Below are 13218 nucleotides of genomic sequence, written 5' to 3'. Positions count from 1 at the left end.
GTGGGGAAGCTGCGTGAGGATCCGCAGGTGCATGTCCAGGCGTAGGGCTGGGTGCGGATGTCGTCGCGGGTGGCGGTGGCAGTGGCTATGTAGGGATCTGTGGGGATCAGGCACATATTCCGTGAGGACGATCACTGGGGGCGGGACCTGCCTAATGGGAGGCAGTGGTGTTCAGGCAGCCCAGCCGCCGGTGTTCGAGTACGACTCGTAGGAGTAGCGGGTGCTGCGGTCCCATTCTTCGCCGGTGATGCGTTCGTAGGCGTGGTCTGGTGTGTAGAGCAAGCTCTCGGCCCAGATGAAGTCGGTGGCGAACGGGGCGAAGGCACCCGGGTCCTGGAGTACACCTTCGAATACCTCACGGCCGGCGGCGACGACTGCGCAGCGTGCGTAGAGGAATGCGTCACCGGAAAGGCCCTGTCCGAGTTCCCTGCGGTCCAGGCGGTAAAGGGCCCAGGACAGCTGCTCGGCGAAACCGGTGACCACGAACACCGGGGACTGGGCGAGGTGCTCGGTCAGTGCGGCTGCCAGTTGCTGGGAGTCGGGGTCCGGTCCTGTGGGCCTGCAATCCTCGATGAGCTTCCAGAAAGTATCTTCGTTCACACCATCGAGCATGACGCAGGGGTCTGACACTCAGCCTCCGGAGTCACCTGTTCGCTGCTGCTGTGAGCAGGACCCGCTTACGGAGCAGGGGGAGCTTGGCGCGGCCGAACATCTGCCGTTTGATCATTTTAAAAGTTACGTGGAATCTGCCGGGGTGATCATGTCTCTCCGGTACAACCACGGACTTGGGAGATGTGTTGAGCGGCACGACGGTGCTCACGGAGAAGTGGCCGGTACTCGGCCGCCACGAGCAGGCAGCGACCTGGCTGACGATCTGGACGGATCTCGGACGTGCGCCCCGCACGATCGATGCCTACGCCCGCGGGATGGCCGAGTACCTGCTGATGTGCGAACGGGAGGACGTCGACCCGGTAACCGCGAATCGCGCGCATACCGCCGCCTACGTACGGGAGTTGACCTCACGGCCTCACCGCCGAGGGGTCAACGTGGTTTCGATCGACTCAGGGGCGGGACTGGCCAACGCCACCATCCAGCAGCGCCTGGTGCCGGTCCGTCTGTTCTATGACTTCCTCATGGAGGAGGGCCTGCGGGAGTCGAATCCGGTCGGCCGGGGACGCTACACCCCCGGCCGCCGGGCCGGCGCTGGCTATCAACGGGGACTGGTGCCGCGACTGACCAAGCTGCCGTGGATCCCCGGTGAACAGCAGTGGCTGCGGATCTTGGAGGTGGCCCGGCGTGAGCCGGTCCGCAACCGGGTGATGCTCGCCCTGGCCTATGACGCCGCGCTGCGGCGCGAGGAGTTGTGCTCGCTGCGGACCGATGACGTCGATCCGGCCCACCGCACGCTGCGGATACGGGCGGAGACAACGAAGAACCGGCTGGAGCGGGTGGTGCCGTACTCGGCGTCGACCGGGGTGCTGCTCTGTCGGGCTACCTCGCCCACCGTGCCGCCGTCAGCCGGGCCCGGGGCCGCTGTTCCTGTCGGAGTCGCGCCGCAACCATGCCCAGCCGCTGAGCCTGTGGACGTGGTCGAAAGTGGTCCGCAGGATCGCCCTGGCCTCGGGCGTCGAGCGGTTCTCCACGCACACGACCCGGCACTTGTGCTTGACGGACCTGGCTCGGATGGGCTGGGAAGTGCATGCCATCGCCTCGTTCGCCGGGCACCGGCACACCGACTCCACGTTGCAGTACATCCACCTGTCCGGCCGCGATCTGGCCGACAAGCTCAGCCGCGGCATGGAGCACATCCACGCCTGGCGCATCCAGGCCCTCACCGCGGCCGGCGGCGACGCGGAGGTGCCCCGGTGATCATGCCCTCCGCGCAGTCGACTCCCGGAGAACACCTTCCGCGCTGGCAGTGGCCGGTCGCCCCGGGCCGTTACGACATCAAGCGGACAGTCCGGGCTGCTGAGAAGCAGGCCATCGTCGACCTCGGCGTGGTCAACCTGCGACGACTGGCCCGCCACGACCCGTCAGCCCCGCAGTGGCGTCAGATCCGACGACTGCTACGGCCCCTGGACGACGCTGCTGCCGCTCTGGACTCGCCGCCCACGACCCACCGCCGGCGGGCGACGCTGGACGCCGGCGCCATGATGCTGCTGCGATGCGCGGAGACCGGCCGATCGTACTGGTCATGGACCGAAACAGAATGGGCCGACCTACTCGGCCACGACCAGCAAGGCTTCCGCAAGGCCGCCCCCAGCTGGGCAGATGACGCCGTACGTCCCTACCTGGCCGCACACGCCTTCCTCCTCGGCGGCTTCACCGCGTTCTACCGGCTCGGCAGCTTCAGCCGGCTCACCCTGGCCTGGCGCGTCTTCGGCCGTGACCGCGTGGAGGGCGAGATCCGCCGCCTCCGCGCGGTGCTCGACGGATGGGGCTACCAACTCGGCCGCGAGGACGACACGGTGCTGCCGATGGTCGCCTGCCAGGTGTTTCTCCTCAACCGGAGCCCTCACATCGAGGAGCTGACCACCGAACTGTTCGAGCGAATACGCGGGGAACGACTCCTTCCTGACCTGCGGCTGAACACCCTGCACGCCATGCAGCGGGCCGCCGCCGAGCTGGGACACTGCGAGCCGCCCCAGCAGATGACGGGACGCCACTCAGCGAGGGCGACCGGCGGAGCGCAGGAGTGGGCTCGGTGGGTGGACCGCTGGTTCGACACCTCCACGCTCACGCCTCGCGTCCGCGGCAGCGTCCGCTCGACCTTGTTCAAGGTCGGGCGGTGGCTGGAGGCCGAGCACCCCGAGGCTGCGGATCCGGCGAGCTGGACGCGCCAGACCTGCGTGGCCTGGATCGCCGCGCTGGACCGAATGAAGGTCGGCGACTATGTTCAGCGGACCGTCGGCCTGAAGGACCGCATCGGCAAGCCGCTGGAGGCACCCACGAAAGCGACCCAGCTCAGCGCGGTGCGGACGTTCTTCCGTGACTGCCAAGAGTGGGAATGGATACCCAGGCGGTTCGATCCGCAGCGCGCGCTGGCCACTCCGCGCAGTGTCGCCGCCTTGCTCGGCCCAGACCCCCGTGTGATCGCTGACGAGGTGTGGGCAAAGCTGATGTGGGCGGGACTGAACCTCAAAGAGGACGACCTGCCCCAGACCCGGGCCGGGAACTTCTACCCCCTCGAACTGGTCCGGGCAGTCACGCTGACCTGGTTGTTCTCCGGGCAGAGAAGCGATGAGATCGCCCGGCTGCGGGTGGGCTGCATCCGCTGGCAGCATGACGGGGCCACGATCGCGGGCGACTCGAAGCAGGTCCTGGCCCGTGACGCCGTGTGTCTGCTGGACGTGCCGACTCACAAGACCGGCACCGCGTTCACCAAGCCGGTCGATCCGATCCTCGGCCAGGCCCTCGATGCCTGGCAGGCGATCCGCCCCGAGCAGCCCAAGTTCACCGACCGCCGCACCGGCGAGCTGGTGGACCTCCTGTTCGCCACCCGGGCCCGGAAGCTCTCCTCCGCTTACATCAACAACACCGTCATCCCGATGCTCTGCCGCAAGGCCGGCGTCCCCGCCGCAGACGTACGTGGGAACATCACCAGCCACCGGGCCCGGTCCACGATCGCCAGCCAGCTCTACAACGCGAAGGAGCCGATGACGCTGTTCGAGCTGCAAGCCTGGCTCGGCCACCGATCTCCACAGTCCACGCAGTTTTACGCGAAGATCAGCCCGACGACGCTGACCCGGGCCTACGACGACGCGGGGTACTTCTCCCGCAACGTCCGCACAATCGAGGTCCTGGTCGACCGCGACACGGTCACCTCCGGCGCCGCCGCGGCCGGCGAACCCTGGCAGCACTACGACCTCGGGCACGGCTACTGCACCTACACCTTCTTCGAGCAGTGCCCGCACCGCATGGCCTGCACACGCTGTGACTTCTACACCCCGAAGGACTCCAGCAAAGCCCAACTCCTAGACACCAAAGAAAACTTGCAAAAAATGCGAGCCATGATCCCCCTGGCTGAGGACGAGCAGGCCGCCGTCGACGACGGCCAGGCATCCCTCGACCGTCCCCTGGGACGCCTCGCCGACACTCCCACCCCCGCCGGGCCTACACCCCGCCAGCTCGACGTCCCGCCGAACGCTTCCCTCCTGCCGATCGTCGACGTCCGACAGGGCAAAGCACCGCAAGCTTGACAAATCTGATTCCACAGAATGATGTGGTTAACGCGGCCCTCGACGGGGCCGGAGTTCCAGCGGGTGGTCAGCCCCTGGATCACAGCCTCCCAGTCCTTCTCCAGGCCGTGCGCGAAGGTGTGCAGCCCGGGGAGGTCTTCAGCTCGGACGGCGATGACCAGTCCTTGAGATGCTGGCCGGAGCGGGTGGTGAGAGGACGTTTCCTCCCAGTGTTTCGTCCCGAGACGCGTCGTTGCTGAGGTATCAGAGCCCCCGCCAGGTTGGGGTGGGTTCTCTGGTGAGGCGGCGGGTCATCAGGGCGATCATCGCGAGGTAGATCATGGCGGTGGAGCGGGCCGGGAGGGCTTCGTAGTCGCGGGCCAGGCGGCGGTGAAACATCAGCCAGCCGAGCGTTCTCTCCACCGCCCACCTGCGCGGGAGCACGGTGAATCCGCGGGTGCCGGAGGTGCGGCGGACGATTTCGAGGTCGATGCCGAGACGGGCAGCGTGGTCGACGAGGTACTCGCGGTAGCCGCGGTCCGCCCAGCCTTTGCGGATGGCGGGATAGGTCGCGGCGATCCGATTGAGGAGGGTCTCGCCGGCCGTGGAGTCCTGGATGCTTGCGGCGCTGACCAGGACGGCCGGCAGCAGGCCGGTCGTGTCGATCACGACGGACCACTTGCGGCCCACGATCTTCTTGGAGACATCGGCGCCCTGACCGGCGGCCGGGACGTTGGTGGAGGTCTTGACGCTCTGCGCGTCGATCACCATCGCGGTCGGCTCCGGTGTACGGCCCTCGTCCCCGCGTACCCGGCGTCGTAACAGGGCGTTGAGCTGCTCGAAGATGCCGTCCTTTTCCCAGCGGCCGAAGTACTGGTAGACCGTGTTCCAGTGCGGGTAGTCGTGCGGAAGGTAGCGCCAGGGGATCCCGGTGCGGGCCACATACAGGATCGCGTCCAGGAGGTCGCGCAGGTCGTGGCGGGGCGGGTGGCCGATGTTCAGACCGCGGCGGACCTTGTCGTCGCGCCTACTCGACAGGAGCGGCTCGACCAGGGCCCACCGGGCATCGGACAGGTCGCTGGGATAGCGGCGGCGCACGCTCATGTCTCCTGCATAGCTCCGGTCCGTGCCGTCAGTCAGGGCGCAGGGTCCGGACGGCTGGGGCATTCGGAGCCAACCGGCGTACTTCGCGACGAAACAGGAGCAGAGGGAGCGCAACAACCGGATCCGCAGCCCGGCTGTCACATGAGCGCCACGTACCGCACTCAACTCCCCAGCCACTCACCAGAATTCACCGCACTATCCCGCAAAAAGCAGCAAAACGCCCTCTGAGCATCGGTGTGATGACACTCGCCTGAACAGGCGTACGGACGCGCGGTCTCCTCCGGCTTCTGGACAACCCGCTCACGGAGCCGAGGCGGGACGTCCTCGCTGACCACCGTCGCGTCCATAGACTTCTCTCGTTCAGATGCGGGCGCGGCCTCTTGGGAGGTGGCAGACGGTCAGGTCGGCGTACAGAACTCTGGCTCATGCCGCTGGGGCGTCGCCGTTGTAGCGTCCCGGGTCGGCGCAGGTTCAGGAGCATGTACTTCCAGCGGCCCCAGATAGTGGGGTGGGTGTGGCGCCAGGCGGCGCGGTCCACGCGGACCGGGTCTGCGTGGCGCTGGGAGAAGCCGCAGGTGCACACCAAGCCGTAGGGCATTTTCTGCTTATCGTCCCGGGTAGTGGTGACGACGACGCGGCCGCCGTCGTGGCTGCCGTGGTATGTGCCGACCCAGAGTGGTGGGAGCATTTCGGTTCCATTCAGTGCGTGGCGGATGGCGTCGGGGCGGCCGGGCCTGCGGCCGACGGCCCCCTCGGGCCGGGCCCAGCACCACTGATCGAGCTGGTAGGCGGCGAGCGCGCATAGCGGGATGCGGTAGCGCTGACCGTGCTCGTCTTCGACTGTGAGCTGGTCGGTCTCCCGGCTGATGATGAGCAGCAGGGAGGGGGCGGGTGGTGATGTCGGGGCGCAAGGTCCAGGTCTGGCCGGGGTCGGCGAGCAGGAACGGATCTCCGGCGAGGACGCCTTGGTCGATCGCCTCACTTTCGGCGGCAACATCATCGAGACCGGCACCGACTCCTACCGCCTCGCCACCACCCGTGCCCGCGCGGAACAGCAGTCCCAGGGCTGAGAACCCGTGAACTGCTCTGAATGAAGGCGGTGAGGCGGCTGCGGGAGACTACGTCTGCTCACACGGAGTTCGGGTCGGAGCGGGTCTTCGACAGCCTCTGCTCCAGGCGGGAGAAGTTGATGGCAGCGTGGACCACGAGCGCCACCGGCAGGGCAAGGAGAAGGGTCCACGGCACCGAGCCGACCGCGGCCAAGAGGCAGATGACGGGAAGGGTGAGGAGGGTGGGGACCGTTGATGCCAGGGCGATACGCATACGTGTTCGACGGTTCATAACCAGACTCCTTGGGCACATGAGGATGACGGGGTGACCACAGCAGGCGCGAGTCAGGCGGGGCTGTGGCGAGCGCGGTCCAGGTACTCAGCCAGCTCGCGCCAGTCGTCGGCCGGAGCGTCGGGGTCTCCCGACATGGCGGCCGGTTCGTCATGCCAGGCAGCCCTCACACCGGCGGAGATGCCGGCGTCGCCGCCGGTAAACAACGCGCTCAGCTCATCCATGCGGGCCACCAGCCGGCGGACCTTCTGATCAGTAGCAGGAGTTCCAGCCGCACGGAGGCGTTCGGCCCTGCGGTACAACTCGGGCCACTCGACTTCCAGCAGGTAATGCATCGCGGGCCCCAGAGCGGCGGCACGGGTCTGCAGGACCTGTATCTCGTCGGCATCCAGGTGGTGGCCCAGCGTGTGCTCGCCCTCCGGACCGGTGCCGCCGATCGCCCGCAGTGCATCGAGCAGAGCCGTGGCCGTCGGAGCCTGGTCAGCCGACAGCTCCTCACCGAGTCGCACGAGCCGCTCTCGCAGGACACCGAACGCGGCGATGGATGCCTCCACACCCGCCAAGTGATCCCGGACCAGCCGTGTCGGATCGACACCTGCATCGAGGCAGACGGCGATGGTATCCAGCGCCAGCCCCAGACTACGCAGCGCGAGCACCTGATAGAGACGAACGAGGTCGTCCTCGGTGTATTCCCTGTGGCCTCCTGTGGTGCGCTGTGAAGGGCTGAGCAAACCGATGGTGTCCCAGTGGTGCAGCGTGCGCACGGTCAGCCCGCTGGCCTCCGCAAGTCGGCCTACTTTCCAGGTTGCAGAAGTGGTCATGGACCCACGATGCATCCTCACACCGCGTGAGGTTCAAGCCATGACAGCAACCCTGACTACCCTCGCCCCAGGCAGCCTCGATCAGCTTCGATTGGCCGAGGCCCCTCGGGGCCATCTATCGGTCTTCGTCACGGCACGACGCGCCGACGAGGTGTCTCGTAACTGGACGACATTCTGGACCCGCCTGATCATCATCTGTTGCTCGAACTCGGCATCAATCGTTCCCGCCCTTACACCGACGAAGCCAGCCCGAGCTGCCCGCCCGCAGGGATGGGCAGGGCAAGCTCCTGGACGTCGGCGAGGACCAGGTGGTGCACGTCGCGCTGCGCCCAGGGACTGGTGCACTGCCCGGGGTCGGTGTGGCAGCCGGCGATGCGGACGATGCCGAGGACCGCGCGGGTAGGCAGCTCGCGGCCGCGGACCGCGCGGGTCACGAGCGGATTGCGCAGCGCGGCCCGGTCGATTGCGGCTGCGGCGTGCAGCAGGCGCCAACCCGGCACCCACGAGCGGGGCCGGTTCTCCACCCGCTTGTCACCGTGCAGGACGCACGCGGCCCAGGGCTGCCTGAGGGTGATGCCGCGGATGTGGTCCGGGGCGTAGAGCGTCGGCCGCTTCACGCGGCGGCTCCGAGGGCGCTGGTGCCCGGCCGCCCGGCGCGCCGGCCGTTGACGGACGGCACGGTGGCATGGGAGCGGTCGGCGAGGACGGGACGGCCGGTGTGCTTGCCCGCGTACATCGCCGCGTCTGCGGCCCGCTGCAAAGCGGACAGGTCCACCGTGCCGAGGACGTCGGGGGCGGCGGCGCCGACCGACGCGGTGACGTCGATCAGGGCGTCATCGTCGATCTCCACGGGCTGCGCGAGCAGGGTGATCAGCTGGGCGAGCCGGAGTTCGCGGCGGGCCGGTGCGACCCTGACCGTGACGGCGAACTCGTCCCCTCCGAGCCGGCCGACCGCGCCGCGACTGCCAGCCCAGGCGGTGAGGCGCTGCGCGGTGGCGGCCAAGACGCGGTCGCCGGCGGCGTGCCCGCCGGGGCCGTCGTTGATCTCCTTGAAGCGGTCGAGGTCTACGAAGACCACCAGGGAGCTCTCGCCGTACCGGCCGGTGATCTGGCGGGCCTTGGCGGTGTAGCCGTCGCGTCCGAGCAGCCCGGTGAGCGGGTCACGGCGGTCGGCGAGCTTGCGGTGGGCGGCGGCGAGTTTGCGGTGCAGGCTGACGGCGTGGACGGCCCAGCCGGTCAGCGGCACCGCGAGACTGGTGAGCATCAGAGCGCGTTGCCCGGAAGGGGCGTGGACGCGCACGGTGGAGGCCATACTGGTCTCTCCCTCTCATCTCGTACGGGATGGATGGGCCCGGGGCAGCCGTCGAAGCCGCCAAGCAGAGCGGCTGTCCCGGGGCGGAACTACAGGTCACTGACGCGGCGCCAGCTATACGGGGCGTTCCAGCGGCCGGCGGCCGCTGCCGTCCAGTCGAGCTCCCAGCCGGGCCGGTAGCCGCGGGCTGCCCAGCCGTCCGGCCGCCCGCGCGGAACTTCGCGTCCGGCCTGCTGTGCGGTGCGGGCCGCGTCGTAGACCTCGTGCGCGATCCGCACGGCGGCACTGCGGCTGTCGGCGGGGCCGGTGAAGACATGCACACCGCGTAGGCCCGGCTGGCGGGTGCTGCGTATGGGGACATCGACTTCGAAGTAGGGCAGGGGCATGACGTCCATCTCCCTTCGCTTCGCCTGGTTGAGGGGCTACCGCGACCGCCCCGGCCCGGCGGTGCGGGCCGGGGTGGCACGGTGTGCGCTCAGCACACGGTCAGCGGGTGGCCTCGATGGCATCGCGCAGGCGGGCGCGCGCTTGCGCCAGGAGCACCCGCGGGTCGCCTTCGGAGCTGGTCAGCGCGTCCGTGAGGCAAGAGGCGGCGTCCAGATCCTCGCCGGCTTCCTGCAGGTAGCCGACGCTCGCGGTGACCAGGACATCGCGGACCCGTTCGACCAGGTCGATGAAGCCGGTCGCGGTGAAGTGCTGCGGTGCTTCCTCCGAGACGAGCGCGGCGAGGTCGGCCGCGAAGCAGTCGCTGAGCGCGGCGAAGGTGTTGGTGTCGGCCCTGGTGGTGGCAGGCCACTGGGAGACGGCAGCTGCAACGATCTCGGCGTGGTCGAATGCCAGGCTGGGGAGTGCGTCCAGGGGCCACCAGCGGGCGGCGGTGGCGTCGTCTGCCGCTGCCGGCGGGACCGGCGAGGGCAGGGCGGCCGTGTAGGCGACCGTGACGTACCGGCCGCGGGGATCACGGCCGGGGGCGTCGAAGGCACCCACCTGCGACAGATCGGCGGTTGGGATCGTGACGCCGGTCTCCTCTTCCAGCTCGCGGGCGGCGGCGGCCAGGCTGCTCTCCCCGGCATCCACGTGACCGCCGGGCAGGGCCCAGCAGCCGGCGTACGGATCCCAGCCCCGCTCGATCAGCAGGACGCGCCCGGCGGCGAGCAGGATGACGTCGGCGGTGTAGCAGATCGTCTCGGCGACGGTGTCGGTGTTCATGGGCAATCTCCTGGTCTTGAAGGGGATGAGGAACGGGCACTGGGCATCGAAAGCGAGCCGGGCTGGTTGACTACCGGTCCGCCCCGGTCGAGGCCGGGGCGATGCGGGCGGCCCGTCAGGCGGGCAGACCGGCGACGTCGTCGTCCAGGACGTCGTCTCGGACGCGGTCCTCGGAAGCGGTGGCTGGTGCCACAGGCAGGCCGGCGGCACGGGCGGCGAGGTGGTGGCGCAGCTGCGCCATGCCGGTGATGGCCACCGGCTGGTCGGCGTCGCCGGTCAGCAACGTGAAGCAGGGCTCGGTGTTGCCGTACCTGTTCGTCTCACTGCGGTAGTGGAGCCAGAGGCCGGGGGCGAGGTAGTAGGTCGCTTCGCCGTCCTCGTAGCCGCGCCACCGGTCCTCGTCCCGCAGGAAGCCCTCGCCCTGGTCGATGCGCCAGGCGGCCGTCGCGGCTCGGACGGCGGCGTCGTCCTCGGTGGCGGCGGCGACCTGGGCGAGGCCCTCTTTCAGGGTGGCCGGGGCACTGGGTGCGGTGTGGCCGCCGGCCCGCGAGCGGGTGGTGCTGCGGGCCTTGTTCAGCAGTTGGCGCAGCGGGGTCAGGAACAGCTCGGCCAGGGAGTTGACGGCGACGGCGGCCACGACTGCGGCACCGCCAGCGAAGACCAGGCGCCAGTCGCCGGACCAGGTGTCGGGCGAGTAGGTGTAACCCGCCCAGGCGCCGATGGCGCCGCCGAACACGACGGTGCCCATGTCCAGGCCCTCGGTCGCGGCGTCGGCGATGGCGAGGGTGGCGCGGCGTACGGATGCGTGCATGCTGAGGGTGCTCCTTCTGGTGTGGGATGCGAGCTGGGGGGAGGAGTGGTGCTCCGGGGCGGCCGGGTGTGATGGCCTGCGGCCGCCTCGGGCGTCTCAGGTACCGCTGACCGTGTGTGCGGCGGCGGTGGTGCGGACGGTGTCGGCGAGCAGCACGGTCAGTTCGTGGCCGAGGCCGACGGCGTCCTCCAGGCGCGCGATGAGCTCCTGTGCCAGGCCGCGGTTGCGGGCGCCGGCCAGGACGCCCTCCAGGTACAGCACGTCGGCCAGGACCCGGCCGCGGACGTCCAGGACGCCGGGCTGCACGGCCAGGGCATCGCCGTTCTTCTCGGTGGCCAGGGCCGCGTGGTCGGCGGCTTCGGCGTAGGCGGTGTCGGTCTGCTCGGTGAGCAGGGCGTCGACCGTGGTGGTTTCGCCGTACGCGCGCCGCCAGCCGAAGCGGGCAGCGGCAGCTTCCATGAGGGTGCGGCGGGCGAGGGACACGGTGGCCTCCAAACAGGTTCGGTCGTCCGGTCCGGTTGACCGGGCGGACACCGCACGGCCCCGCCCCGGCCGGGCAGCCGGCGGAGCGGGGCCGTGCTGAAGGCGTCCGGTCAGGCGGGGCGGCACTTCAGAGCCGTGTACGCGGCACCCCGCCGGTCGTCTCCGGCGCGTGCGCCTCGCCCCCGCCGGGGTGGGCGCCGTCCTGGTCGCGGCCGGTGCGGTCGGGGCCGCCGTGGACGGTGCAGACGATGGCCGGGTGCACGATGTAGGTGGTGTGCGCGGCCAGGAGGTCGCAGACCGAGGAGACCGGCGCCCACGCGGACGCATCGCAGTCGTCGTCGACCGGGCAGGCCACCAGCAGGTCGAACCCGAAAGCGCCAACATCCTCGCTGCTCGTGCGCAGGGCGAGGACCAGGCAGGCGGTCGGGGCCGAGGCGGATCTCGCCGACGCGGTCACCGGTCCTCTTCCCGTGGCACGTGGCCTCTGTCCGGTCCAAAAGACGGCAGAGCGAGACGAAGCCCGCACGATGCTTCTCGGGCACCAGCGGTGAGGCGTGCTCTGTTTCCGCTCCCGCGGACCGGTCTTGTTACCTTCTCCCGTCGGCACTCGTCATGAGAGCGACGACCGCATACGAACGGTCGCATCAACGAGTGAATCGAGAGCAGGATGCTGACCAACATCATGTACGTGACGGTCTACGTCACCGATCAGGACCGCGCACTGAAGTTCTACACCGAGGGGCTGGGCCTGGAAAAACGGCTCGACTTCCCGGGGCCCGACGGACGGTTCCTCACCGTCGGGGTGCCAGACAGCCCGGTGCAGATCATCCTGTGGTCGCATGCGGCGGCCGCGGGACAGCCGGGGGAAGCGGGTGCACCCGGTCCGCTGATCCTCGAATCCGACGACCTGCGAAAGGATTTCGAGATCATGCGTCAGCGCGGCGTCGTCTTCGAAGAATCCGAGCCCGAGGACTATCCGTTCGGGGTCCGCATCGAGGCGGTGGACCCGGACGGCAACCGGGTCTCGCTCCGTCAGCAGCGGAAGCCGTGACCGCCCACCCGTCCGGCCTTGTGACCGAGGCGTTCGAAGCCCAGCGCGATCGGCTGCGCGCCGTCGCGTACCGCGTGCTGGGCTCGCACGCTGATGCCGAGGACGTGGTCCAGGAAGCCTGGATGCGCCTCGTCCGTCAGGACGCGGCGACCATCGGCAACCTGGCGGGCTGGCTGACCACGGTGGTCGGCCGAATCAGCCTGGACCTCCTGAGATCCCGCCGAGCCCACCCCGAAATCGCCTACGAGCAGGAGTTCGCGAACCTCGTGGTGATACCCGACGATGACCCCGCGCCGGACGAGCAGGCGGCGCTGGCCGATTCGGTCGGCCTCGCCCTGCTCGTCGTGCTCGACTCGCTCACCCCGAGCGAGCGCCTGGCGTTCGTCCTGCACGACATGTTCGCAGTCCCGTTCCACGAAATCGGCCGGATCCTGGGCAAGTCCACCGCTGCCACCAAGATGGTCGCCAGTCGCGCCCGCCGCAAGGTCCACGCCACGGGCCGACCGGCGGGCTCCGGCCGCGAGCACCGAGAGATCGTCCAGGCATTCGGTGCCGCCGCCCGCAGCGGCGACTTCGAAGCACTGTTGCGTGTCCTCGACCCGAACGTGGAGCTGACCGTCGACACTTCCGACGGCGTGGTCGTCACCCTCGGCGCCACCAAGGTCGCCTCCGGGGCCCGCATGTTCTCCGGCGAGGTCGCCCGCAATCGGCCCGTGCTGGTCAACGGCATCCCCGGCCACATGTCCTGGCGCCCCAACGGAACCCCTCTCTCCCTCATCGCCTTCACCGTCACCGAAGGCCGGATCACCGGCATCCACATCGTCGTCGACCCGGCCAAACTGGCCTCTATCCATCTGCCCGCCGAGACCTGAGCCGGTGTCGGGCACCTCGCACACCGACAGGACGGT

General features: G+C 69.3%; 15 protein-coding genes and 2 pseudogenes. 6 read left to right on the top strand and 11 right to left on the bottom strand.

Features of this window, described 5'->3' with window-relative positions; all coding sequences use genetic code 11:
* Positions 1-171 precede the first annotated feature (171 nt).
* Positions 172-600, bottom strand: coding sequence for a DUF4240 domain-containing protein (locus tag ACZ53K_RS33720; RefSeq protein WP_468844269.1), 429 nt, complete (start codon positions 598-600; stop codon positions 172-174).
* 326 nt (positions 601-926) lie between these two features.
* Between ACZ53K_RS33720 and ACZ53K_RS33715 the strand changes: the two are divergent.
* From ACZ53K_RS33715 to ACZ53K_RS33705, 3 genes and pseudogenes are all read left to right on the top strand, one after another.
* Positions 927-1406, top strand: a pseudogene (locus ACZ53K_RS33715) (tyrosine-type recombinase/integrase); the annotation flags it as partial.
* On the top strand, positions 1336-1869 hold the full coding sequence (locus ACZ53K_RS33710) for a tyrosine-type recombinase/integrase (RefSeq protein WP_468844283.1): 534 nt from the start codon (positions 1336-1338) through the stop codon (positions 1867-1869). The pseudogene ACZ53K_RS33715 and the gene ACZ53K_RS33710, both read left to right, overlap by 71 nt.
* Positions 1870-1871: 2 nt before the next feature.
* The gene (locus tag ACZ53K_RS33705; RefSeq protein ID WP_468844281.1) at positions 1872-4199 is read left to right on the top strand and encodes a tyrosine-type recombinase/integrase; all 2328 of its coding nucleotides are present in this window, start codon (positions 1872-1874) and stop codon (positions 4197-4199) included.
* A gap of 243 nt (positions 4200-4442) precedes the next feature.
* On the opposite strand, the gene ACZ53K_RS33700 is transcribed toward ACZ53K_RS33705, so the two are convergent.
* The gene (locus tag ACZ53K_RS33700) at positions 4443-5282 is read right to left on the bottom strand and encodes an IS5 family transposase (RefSeq protein ID WP_468844267.1); all 840 of its coding nucleotides are present in this window, start codon (positions 5280-5282) and stop codon (positions 4443-4445) included.
* A gap of 962 nt (positions 5283-6244) precedes the next feature.
* Between ACZ53K_RS33700 and ACZ53K_RS33695 the strand changes: the two are divergent.
* Positions 6245-6352, top strand: a pseudogene (locus ACZ53K_RS33695) (IS21-like element helper ATPase IstB); the annotation flags it as partial.
* A 58-nt stretch (positions 6353-6410) separates the two neighbouring features.
* Here ACZ53K_RS33695 and ACZ53K_RS33690 read toward each other — a convergent pair.
* From ACZ53K_RS33690 to ACZ53K_RS33650, 9 genes are all read right to left on the bottom strand, one after another.
* Complete coding sequence (locus ACZ53K_RS33690) at positions 6411-6623, bottom strand: hypothetical protein (protein WP_468844266.1); 213 nt, start codon at positions 6621-6623, stop codon at positions 6411-6413.
* 53 nt (positions 6624-6676) lie between these two features.
* Positions 6677-7444, bottom strand: coding sequence for a MerR family transcriptional regulator (locus ACZ53K_RS33685; protein ID WP_468844264.1), 768 nt, complete (start codon positions 7442-7444; stop codon positions 6677-6679).
* Positions 7445-7674: 230 nt separating this feature from the next.
* A complete protein-coding gene (locus ACZ53K_RS33680) occupies positions 7675-8061 on the bottom strand; it encodes a hypothetical protein (protein ID WP_468844262.1) in 387 nt (128 codons plus the stop codon).
* Entirely contained in the window at positions 8058-8756 is a 699-nt protein-coding gene (locus tag ACZ53K_RS33675; protein WP_468844260.1) for a GGDEF domain-containing protein, read from the bottom strand. Before ACZ53K_RS33675 ends, ACZ53K_RS33680 begins: the two co-directional genes overlap by 4 nt.
* 89 nt (positions 8757-8845) lie before the next feature.
* Positions 8846-9151, bottom strand: coding sequence for a hypothetical protein (locus ACZ53K_RS33670; RefSeq protein ID WP_468844258.1), 306 nt, complete (start codon positions 9149-9151; stop codon positions 8846-8848).
* A gap of 91 nt (positions 9152-9242) precedes the next feature.
* Positions 9243-9965 (bottom strand): NUDIX domain-containing protein, encoded by a 723-nt coding sequence (locus ACZ53K_RS33665; protein ID WP_468844256.1) that lies wholly within the window; start codon positions 9963-9965, stop codon positions 9243-9245.
* Between the two features lie 115 nt (positions 9966-10080).
* On the bottom strand, positions 10081-10776 hold the full coding sequence (locus ACZ53K_RS33660; RefSeq protein WP_468844254.1) for a hypothetical protein: 696 nt from the start codon (positions 10774-10776) through the stop codon (positions 10081-10083).
* Between the two features lie 96 nt (positions 10777-10872).
* Positions 10873-11259, bottom strand: coding sequence for a hypothetical protein (locus ACZ53K_RS33655; RefSeq protein WP_468844252.1), 387 nt, complete (start codon positions 11257-11259; stop codon positions 10873-10875).
* A gap of 127 nt (positions 11260-11386) precedes the next feature.
* Entirely contained in the window at positions 11387-11716 is a 330-nt protein-coding gene (locus ACZ53K_RS33650) for a hypothetical protein (RefSeq protein ID WP_468844250.1), read from the bottom strand.
* Positions 11717-11941: 225 nt separating this feature from the next.
* Between ACZ53K_RS33650 and ACZ53K_RS33645 the strand changes: the two genes are divergently transcribed.
* Together ACZ53K_RS33645 and ACZ53K_RS33640 are read left to right on the top strand one after the other, a co-directional pair.
* Positions 11942-12310 (top strand): VOC family protein, encoded by a 369-nt coding sequence (locus ACZ53K_RS33645; RefSeq protein WP_468844248.1) that lies wholly within the window; start codon positions 11942-11944, stop codon positions 12308-12310.
* A complete protein-coding gene (locus ACZ53K_RS33640; RefSeq protein WP_468844246.1) occupies positions 12307-13182 on the top strand; it encodes a sigma-70 family RNA polymerase sigma factor in 876 nt (291 codons plus the stop codon). The genes ACZ53K_RS33645 and ACZ53K_RS33640 overlap by 4 nt, the downstream gene beginning before the upstream one ends.
* Positions 13183-13218 lie beyond the last annotated feature (36 nt).

The organism is Streptomyces sp. NPDC033221 (assembly GCF_055577005.1).
This window is presented reverse-complemented; position numbering and strand designations above follow the sequence as displayed.

Bases quoted from the DNA above. Each gene is read 5' to 3' on its own strand.
- ACZ53K_RS33665 (WP_468844256.1), bottom strand. From the start codon at position 9,965: ATGAACACCGACACCGTCGCCGAGACGATCTGCTACACCGCCGACGTC.
- ACZ53K_RS33660 (WP_468844254.1), bottom strand. From the start codon at position 10,776: ATGCACGCATCCGTACGCCGCGCCACCCTCGCCATCGCCGACGCCGCG.
- ACZ53K_RS33700 (WP_468844267.1), bottom strand. From the start codon at position 5,282: ATGAGCGTGCGCCGCCGCTATCCCAGCGACCTGTCCGATGCCCGGTGG.
- ACZ53K_RS33670 (WP_468844258.1), bottom strand. From the start codon at position 9,151: ATGGACGTCATGCCCCTGCCCTACTTCGAAGTCGATGTCCCCATACGC.
- ACZ53K_RS33705 (WP_468844281.1), top strand. From the start codon at position 1,872: ATGCCCTCCGCGCAGTCGACTCCCGGAGAACACCTTCCGCGCTGGCAG.
- ACZ53K_RS33710 (WP_468844283.1), top strand. From the start codon at position 1,336: ATGACGCCGCGCTGCGGCGCGAGGAGTTGTGCTCGCTGCGGACCGATG.
- ACZ53K_RS33645 (WP_468844248.1), top strand. From the start codon at position 11,942: ATGTACGTGACGGTCTACGTCACCGATCAGGACCGCGCACTGAAGTTC.
- ACZ53K_RS33685 (WP_468844264.1), bottom strand. From the start codon at position 7,444: ATGACCACTTCTGCAACCTGGAAAGTAGGCCGACTTGCGGAGGCCAGC.
- ACZ53K_RS33690 (WP_468844266.1), bottom strand. From the start codon at position 6,623: ATGAACCGTCGAACACGTATGCGTATCGCCCTGGCATCAACGGTCCCC.
- ACZ53K_RS33675 (WP_468844260.1), bottom strand. From the start codon at position 8,756: ATGGCCTCCACCGTGCGCGTCCACGCCCCTTCCGGGCAACGCGCTCTG.